The sequence below is a fragment of the Frankia sp. CeCAU1 genome (assembly GCF_977971845.1).
In genome coordinates this window covers 1-8700 of the sequence record NZ_CDWWXA010000167.1, presented here as the reverse complement: position 1 = coordinate 8700, position 8700 = coordinate 1, and the positions used below count along the sequence as shown (strand labels likewise).

Annotated in this window: 5 protein-coding genes and 1 pseudogene; 4 read left to right on the top strand and 2 right to left on the bottom strand. The window is 68.6% G+C overall.

The annotated features are described in order from the left end of the window. The first annotated feature begins 763 nt into the window (after nt 1–763). Both AC08OO_RS20770 and uppS read left to right on the top strand, forming a co-directional pair. Nucleotides 764–1018, top strand: a complete 255-nt coding sequence (locus AC08OO_RS20770; RefSeq protein WP_476611388.1) for a hypothetical protein — start codon at nt 764–766, stop codon at nt 1016–1018. Between the two features lie 298 nt (nt 1019–1316). Continuing rightward, complete coding sequence (uppS, locus tag AC08OO_RS20765) at nt 1317–2090, top strand: polyprenyl diphosphate synthase (protein WP_476611389.1); 774 nt, start codon at nt 1317–1319, stop codon at nt 2088–2090. A 996-nt stretch (nt 2091–3086) separates the two neighbouring features. Here the strand turns inward: uppS and AC08OO_RS20760 are convergent. Further along, nucleotides 3087–4400 carry a lipase gene (locus AC08OO_RS20760; RefSeq protein ID WP_476618942.1) on the bottom strand — a complete coding sequence of 438 codons (1314 nt, stop codon included), beginning with the start codon at nt 4398–4400 and terminating at the stop codon, nt 3087–3089. Here AC08OO_RS20760 and AC08OO_RS20755 point away from each other — a divergent pair. Together AC08OO_RS20755 and AC08OO_RS20750 are read left to right on the top strand one after the other, a co-directional pair. Beyond that, complete coding sequence (locus AC08OO_RS20755) at nt 4383–4901, top strand: hypothetical protein (RefSeq protein WP_476611392.1); 519 nt, start codon at nt 4383–4385, stop codon at nt 4899–4901. The two genes, AC08OO_RS20760 and AC08OO_RS20755, sit on opposite strands and share 18 nt — an antisense overlap. A 518-nt stretch (nt 4902–5419) precedes the next feature. Beyond that, nucleotides 5420–6868 carry a hypothetical protein gene (locus AC08OO_RS20750; RefSeq protein WP_476611393.1) on the top strand — a complete coding sequence of 483 codons (1449 nt, stop codon included), beginning with the start codon at nt 5420–5422 and terminating at the stop codon, nt 6866–6868. A 216-nt stretch (nt 6869–7084) separates the two neighbouring features. On the opposite strand, the pseudogene AC08OO_RS20745 reads toward AC08OO_RS20750, so the two are convergent. Then, a pseudogene (locus AC08OO_RS20745) lies at nt 7085–8700 on the bottom strand (molybdopterin dinucleotide binding domain-containing protein); the annotation flags it as partial.

The window sequence follows — 8700 nt, the reverse complement described above, 5'->3', positions numbered from 1 at the left end:
TGGCCGGTTCCTCTGCTGGGCCAGCCAGGCCCGCGACGCCCTCGTCGACCTGCAGCGCCTCACCGCCGACGCCCGCGCCGGTTCCGCCACGCCGTCCAGGTCGGGATCAGCCAGACCTCCCCGCGGGCAAGGAAGCCGATGCGCGCCGAGAACGCCCTGGCCCGCCGCCTCGCCGACCGCGAGGACGACTACCTGCGCTTCCTGACCGACCTGGGCATCCCACCAGACAGACCCCCACCCTCTCGGCGGCTTAACTCAAAGTCACCACAAGCCGGTCAATACCTGACCAGTAACCGTACGCGTATGCGCACGCCCGTACATCTGCGCGTGCATACTCCAGAAGAATTGGGTCCGGTCCCATCGTGAGAGCCGGCTGCACGTGCAGACGTTTGAACCCCGCGGTGCCCGGCGAGAGGCCAAGGGCCATGGCGGACAACCTGCGCGAACTCCCTCGCTGGACCGCCGACCGCGAGGGCCTGGAACGGGTCCGAAGAACTCAAATCATCAAAGCATCGCCGAACGGCGGCCCGTGTGTCACGTCTCAGCCTGCGCTCGTGTTGAAATAGGCACGGAAGAGGGGCCCGAGGCGCCAAGCTGTTCATCTGGAGCGCCGTGGCGAGAGTATGGACAGAAACTTACCGAATGTCACCGTAAGACGCAGAGACGGCACCGATAGTGATACCAATGGTTCTCGCCGGTCGACCTTCGTCCGCCATAGCCGCCGTGGGTGGCTCCGGACGAGCTGCGTGAAGAGGGGTGCGTGATGGAGTCCTCGACTGACCAGTCGAGCTGGTCGGACGTGTGGTCGCATATTCCGGCCGCGAATCCGCAGCAATCCGGCCCGCTATGGGCGTTGGCGGTCCTCATCGGGCCGGATCGGGCGGTGGAAGGCGTCGTCGGGTTCTTCGTGACACCGGCCGAGGCGAACCGGCACGCCCGGGCGGGGGGCTACGAGAACTGGCTGGTGATTCCGGCGCTGGACCTGCACGGGGCGGGTGGGCCGGTGGCGGTCCTGTGACCGGTGGACCGCCCGATCGCGGCGCCGGCCCGAGCCCCCCCCGCGGAAGCCCTTCTTCGGGAGAGGGCACACTGGTATTCCGACGTACCACTCCTCCGCTACCCCGCTACCCCGCTACCCCGCATGCGGCGATGCGACACCCACGGCACCGACGACAGATCGACCACAGGCCCATCGACCACAGGCCGGAAGCGGCCATGCACCCCTCTCCGACCATGGGCTCTCCCGGACTCCTCCTCCCCCGGGTGCCCCGCGATCGCCGGGCGTCCCACAATCGAAGGTGTAATCGAAGGTGCAGATGACGGCCGGCCCCCTCTACGCGCTCTACACCCGTCGCCTGCGTCGGCAGGTCATGGCGGGTCCACTGCCTGCGCACGTCGGGCTGGTCATGGACGGCAACCGCCGCTGGGCCCGCGAGATGGGCATGGCGAATCCGAGCCTCGGCCACAAGTACGGCGCTGAGCACGCCGAGGACGTCCTGTCCTGGTGCGAGCTTGTCGGAATCAAACACGTCACCGTGTTCGTCTGCTCGACGGAGAATCTGCAGCAGCGCGGGGACGCCGAGGTCGCCTTCCTCATGCAGGTGATCGAGCAGGTGGTGGCCGGCCGGCTCGGGCGGCCGGACGCCCGCTGGCAGGTCCATCTCGCGGGCATGCTGGACACGCTGCCGGACAGCACGGCCCGTGTCCTCAAGGAGGCCGTGGAGACGACCCGCGGCGTCACGACCGGCGCCCACGTCACCCTCGCCGTCGGGTACGGGGGTCGCCAGGAGGTCATCGAGGCCCTGCGCGAGCTGCTGCACGAGCGGGCCGAGGCCGGGGACTCGCTGACCGACGTCGCGTCGACGCTGACCGTGGACGACATCGCCCAGCACCTCTACACCGCCGGCCAGCCCGACCCCGATCTGGTGATCCGCACCAGCGGGGAACAGCGCCTGTCCAACTTCCTGCTCTGGCAGAGCGCCTACTCGGAGCTGTATTTCTGCGAGGCGTACTGGCCGGCGTTCCGTGAGATCGACTTCCTGCGCGCCCTGCGCAGCTTCGCCGCCAGGGAGCGACGCCACGGCGCCTGATCCACCGTCTGGCCCGCCCATGAACAGCCCCCGGCCCGTCTCCTGAACCGCCCTTGAGTCACTCCTGAGCCCGTCCCCTGGACGGCGGACTGCGCGCGTCGGGTTTCCTCTTCCCGTTGCCCGATCATTTCTTCCTTCGCCCGGTCCCTCCCCCCTTTCGTTCCTCCTTTCCTCCTTTCCTCTCTTGAGCGGAGCTGGTATCCCGCCGGGCAGGAAGATCGTTCAGGCGGTCAACGCCGGCCATGGGCCACCTATGGGCTTCAGGGATGTGTCGAGCACCCACCGCACCATCATCGTCCGACGGCTGGTCACCCGCCCGGTCGGCCGCATCCTGCCCGCGGAAACGCCCAGCGGTGCCATTACCGCAAGTAAGTGCTTATTGCGCCATCAGCGAACTACCATCGAGTCTCCGTCGCTCTGGTGCAAGCCTGTCGCCTGTCGGGACCTGAGGTCAGACATAAACGGAGCATCAATGGCATCCGCCACCAGCGTCCACAGGGGTTGGAAGATCTTCTTCACCAGAGAGGAGACCGAGATGGTCGCTAACGGCGTCGACATAGCTGCGATAGTTTCGGCCGTCATACCCGAGCCAGCCACCGCCACGGTGGCGTCAGTGGCCCCGCGAATCCTCGCTTTTTATGCGAATCGCGCTCTCAAAATCAACAAGAGGCTCGGACTCGAGGTCAATATGCCCAGCCCCAATTTCCCCGTCCGCACCGAAACCATCGGGCCCCCGGTGTGGCCTTTCCGAATCTAGGCATGATCAAAAATGGCGGTCGGAACGTCGTCAACGCCGTTGATTATCTTGTCTGCACTCCCAGGAGGCGCCGAGATACCTGACCGCCGCTGACGATGAACCGACCATCGCCGGCGATGGGACCGGCGGTAGTCGGGACGCGGGTGGAATGCCACAACCACCCGCGTCCCGACCGGCCGGCCCAGCCCGTCCGGGATCAGGCCGGAGAGCATGGATCGCCCTGGTCCGTCAACTCGCCGCTACTGCTGCACCTGTTGCCGGAACCAGCGGGCGACCGCGGCCGTACCGGCCTTGTTGGAGTCGAGATGACCGACGTTGGGTCCCAGGTTGATGATCGGGGCGTCGGCGCCACGTGCCAGGAACGCGGCCTGGCAATGCTCGCTGTTGGCCCGCGGAACCTGATGGTCGGCGCCGCCGACGAAGAGCCGGACCGGCGCCCTCGGGTTCCAGTTCGAACAGGTATGGTCCGCCGCCCACAGCCCCACGGCCAGCCCGTCCCAGGGGTTGCGGAGCAGGTCGAAGCCGTGCGGGGTGAGCAGCTTGCCGGTGGTCGCCGGCAGGCCGGCGAGGATCTGCTCCCCGGTGTGCTTGCCGTCGAAGAGCGTCGCGACCTTCGGATCCTGGAACACCTCCGCGGGCGAGCGGTACAGGTGGTACAGGCGGTTCCAGGAGACGAGGAAGAAGGCGGTGTAGCCGACGCCGAAGGGCCATGCGACCTGCCCGTTCAGCCACGCCGGCAGCTCCACGGAGCGAAGGTCATAGGCTCCGCTGACGGGCGCCAGGGCACCAAGCCGGAACGACGGGTCGGCGCCGGCCCACAGTGCCTTCCCCAGTCCCGTGGCCGCCGAAGCGCCCTGGGAGAACCCGGTGACCAGCACATCCCGTTTGAACTTCCGGCCTTCACGCGCGGCGACGGTGCGCGCCGCACGGAGCAGGTCCAGCGACGCGCTGGTTTCCGAGGGGACATCCAGCCACGGATGGTCACCCGGCCCGACGCCGTAGCCCAGGTAGTCGGGGGCGACCGCAGCGAACCCGGCGGCGGCGTAGGTGAGGGCCGGGGCCTGCCCCCAGGAGTTGGCCTCCAGATCGGTCGCGGTCGACGGGGCGTCCGCGCGGTTGATCTCGGTGCCGTGGGCGTAGGAGACGACCTGCAGCCAGCGGTCCTCGGTGCGCGGCAGCGCCACCAGGCCGCTGGCGGTCGTCCGACGTCCACGGGGGTCGATCGTGTAGTACACGACCCGGTAGGTCCGCACCCCCGACCGGATCACCTCCGGATCGGCGTCGAACCCGGTACCGGCCAGAACCGCCCGCACATACTCCGCCGACAGGACCCGTAGCCGTTTGATGGAGACCACATCCCCGCGGTAGGAGGATGTGTGGTGCCAAGCCGTGGTCGGCCCGGTGGCCGCGGCGGGGTCGATGAGGGCGGTGGTCGTCGCGGTGGCCGTCGTCGCGGTCGTCGCGGCGAGGACGAGCCCGATGACGGTCCGGCGCCGCCGGGAACGCCGTCCCCTCCTCACGATGTCCTGCCGCCCGTGACGTACCAGCCGCACGTGACGTCTCCGCGGCGCGTGGCCTCCTTCCTGGACATGACCCGCTTCCTGCTCGTGACCCATTTCCCGCATGTGACCTCCTTCCCGCACGTGACCAATTTCCCGCATGTGACCTCCTTCCCGCACGTGACCAATTTCCCGCACGTGACGCCCCAGTGGCACATGACTTCTTTCCTGCACGTGGCCTCTTTCCTGCATGTGACTTCCTTCCCGCGTGTGCACTGCGATGCCGGTGACGCTAGAAGTGGGCCTGTCGCCACGCCGGTGATCCTAAAAGTGGGCCTGTCCAGGATGAATGCGGTCAGCAGGTCGACCCGGGCGGGGAAAACCACCGCACACGGGCTTCGAACGGCCTACCGGCTTCCGCCAGTGATGACGGCAACCGTGCCGGGGAGATCGAACAACCGCTCAGGTGTCTTCATCGCGCCCTCTGCCCGCCCGTCGGGTGACCGCCACCTGCTGGCTGCCATCACGCCCTGCCCGGAGGGCCAATGTAGGTGACCTGGTCAGATATCCATCGCTTGATGGGCAGCACCGTCGGCACCGGGAGCACGCTCCCGACACCGACAGTCGTAGTATGATCACACCAAAAGACAGAACATCTATCGATCCACCCCACCCGCCGAGGGTTTCCCCGCCCGCCGCCCGGAGGGAGAACTCGGCGGGGAAAGGATCAGCGGTCGGGACGACGGGGGTGCGGGGTCCCGCCGGATCGCGAACGCACAGGATGACCTTTCCGTTCGAGACCTTGTGATCGCGGCCGGGATCCGTGGTGCCAAGACGAATGCACCGGCGAAGGTTATTTCCGGCACGGGCCGCCGGCCCTGAACGCGTGCGTCGTCCGCGAAGGCCCGGTTATCGGCAGTCGATCCCCGGAAAGGGTCGCCGCGGCGACACCCGCGCCCCACCGCCGAGGGATGCCGAGGGAAAGCGCTCCAGCGGTTGTTACCATGCTCCACATGGGCTTCGGGGAAATCACGGCGTCTATACCCCTTGGGGGGAAATCCACGGTGCCGGCGATGCGATCGGTCACGATTGCCCCCGATCCGACCTCCGCCGGCTCCCCCGGGATGTGGAACACCGCCCCAAAAACCGCGGAGCAGACGCAGCAGAACGAGCTGATCGGGCCGGCCGCCCGGCTGGCGACCTGGGTGTTTGTCGGCTGTTATCTGGTCTGCACCGTTCCGGTCTCCCCAACGGCCAGGGTGGGCATCCCGACCACAAAGATCCAGGTTTTTCTCTATTCCTTTCTCGCGGTGCTCTCCCTGGTCTCGCGCCGCAACGGTGCCACCTTCGTCCACAGCGCGCTGCGCAGCCTGTTGGCCGTACTTTTCATCGCGGCGGTCATGTGCTTTTACTCCCTTGCCCCGATGGCCCCGATGGGCCCGGACGGCGCGGCCGAATACCTCGCGGCAAGCCTGCGGTTCGGCGTCTTCTACGCCTCGATCGCCGTCTTTGCGGCATTCTTCTTCGATCGCCGCCACCTCGAACACGTCTTCTGGCGGATGTCACTGGGCTGCGTGTGGATCGCCTTGGCCGGCTATGCCGTCGCCGCCGTCCTACCGGCGCCGGTGTGGGTAGACGCCGGCTCCGGCGGCACGCCCCGGCTGCGCGGGCTGCTGGCCGAGCCCTCGTCCTGGGCCCCGGTCATCTCCGTGCTGATCCTGCTGGCGGTCCGGCGCAGGTCGTGGCGAAACCTGGCACTCGTCGTCCTCGCCGGTCTGCTGACCAAATCACCCACGGTCCTGCTCACCGCCTCTATCAGCCTGATCTTCTGTTATCTCAACGGGATTCGAGCGGTGGCTGCCCGGGGCCGCCGGACGATCGTCCTCGCCGCCGTCCTGCCACTGACCGTCGCCGGGATCGGCCGGATCGACCCGACCGGCTACCTGGCCAGCAACAACGGCCTGACGGTCGCGTTCGGCCGGCTCGTCGCCGGACTCGATGCGCTGGGCGATGACACGGCACCCGCCACCGCCAACGGCCGTTACACGAGCGCGCGGATCGTCATGGCCGAGACTCGGCAGAACGGTCATCCGAACATCGGCTACGGCCCGAACTCGAACTCCGTCTATCTCGCCCAGAAATACGGTGACGACCGGAACTACGCGGCCAACTCCCTCTACGTGACCTGGCTGTTCGACTTCGGTCGGATCGGCGCGTACACTTTGTTGGCAGCGATCTTCCTGGTCCTGCTGCAGCTGGTCAAACGGCCGGCATCGGCCGCCCTCTTCATACCCTTCCTGGTCGCTTCCCTCATCAACTCCGCGCAGGGTTTCGAACTGTTCAAGTTCGCCTTCGTCCCCATCCTGCTCTACCTGTTCGGCTGGGAGCGCCGCATCCTCCCCGGCAACCGCCGTCAAGAACCCGGTCTCGCACGACGCAGACCAGCCACCCCCGCAGGCGCCGCGGACGCTCTGCCCCGGCGGGGGGCTTCCGCCGGCAGATCGACGCTGGCGACGGCCTGATCCAGCCGCCGGAACACACCCCTGCGCCGGGGCTTCGAGTAGGGCGCATCTGACACCCTCGCGTCCTGGATCGACCGATACGCCCCGCCGGGCGACCCATTGGACCCGCCCACAGGCCGGACCGGGCACAGGAGCGACCAGATGATCATATGGACCCGCTCCCACCGTGGCTGACCGGCCGTTGGATACCTCCGACTCGCCCGTGCCGGCCCGGTCTCAGCCTGCCTCCAGGCGGATGACCAGGGATTTCGAGGTGGGGGTGTTGCTGCGGGCGGCGGTGCTGTCGAGGGGGACCAGGACGTTGGTCTCCGGGAAGTAGGCGGCGGCGCAGCCGCGGGCGGTCGGGTAGGCCACGACGCGAAAGTTCTCCGCGCGCCGGTCCATCCCGTCCGTCCAGACCCCGACGAGGTCGACGTGGGTGCCGTCGGCGACACCGAGGTCGTCGAGGTCGTCCGGGTGGACGAACACGACGCGCCGGCCGCGGCGCACCCCGCGGTACCGGTCGTCCATGCCGTAGATCGTCGTGTTGTACTGGTCGTGGGAGCGGACGGTCTGCAACAGCAGGTGTCCCGGCGGGACCCGCAGCACCTCGCAGGTGTTGACCGTCAGCGCGGCCCGCCCGCTCGGCGTCGGGAACGTCCGGCTGTCCCGCGGCGGGTGCGGGAGCGGGAATCCCCCCCGGCTCGGCCAGGCGCGCCTCGTAATCGGTGAACCCGGGGACGACCCGGGCGATGTGGGCGCGGATCCGCCGGTAGTCCCCGGCGAGCCCCACCCAGTCCACCGTCCCCGATTCGGCCGGCCCCGACCGGTCCGCTGTCCCCGATTCGGCCGGCCCCGATTCGGCCACCTCCGGCTGGCCGGCCAGGGTGGCCGCCGCGATGCTGCAGACGATCGCAGCCTCCGAGCGCAGCCCCGGGCCGGCCGGCGCCAGACCGCCGCGGGAGGCGTGCACCATCCCCATCGAGTCCTCGACGCTGACCTGCTGCGGTCCGGCGGCCTGCACGTCGATCTCCGTACGGCCCAGCGCCGGCAGGATCAACGCCGCCCGGCCCGTCACCACATGCGACCGGTTCAGCGTCGTCGACACCTGGACCGTCAGCCGGCACGACCGCATCGCCGCCTCCGTCACCGCGGTGTCCGGGCTCGCGGCCACGAAGTTCCCGCCCATGCCGAGGAACACCCTCACCCGGCCGTCGCGCATCGCCCGGATCGTCCCCACCACATCGAACCCGTGGCGGCGCGGCGGGGTGAAGGCGAACTCGGCGCCGAGCGCGTCGAGGAACGCCGCCGGCATCTTCTCCCAGATCCCCATCGTCCGATCGCCCTGGACGTTGGAATGCCCCCGGACCGGGCAGACCCCCGCCCCCGGCCGGCCGATGTTGCCCCGCAACAGCAGGAAGTTCACCACCTCCTGGATCGTCGCGACCGCGTTCGCGTGCTGCGTCAACCCCGTCGCCCAGCACACCACCACCCGCCGCGCCGCCAGCACCCGCCCAGCCAGTTCGTCGATCTCCGCCCCACCATCCGCGCGAACAGTTGCCAGACGAACGCCGCCTCGTTACTCGTCCGACCCGACGTGTAGAACACCGCCTCGTCTGGACTGTCCAGCGCGTTCAACTCCCCCGCGATGATCCCGAATGCCTCGTCCCAACCGATCGGCGCGTACCGGTCCGCACCCGGCGCCTTGAACATCGGCTCGATGATCCGGCCCCGACTCCCCAGCCAGCGCCCGGACCGACCCGCGAGATCCGCCAGCGGATGCGCGGCGAAGAACTCCCGGCCCACCCGGGCCCGCATCGCCTCCTCCGCCACCGCCTTCGCGCCGTTTTCAC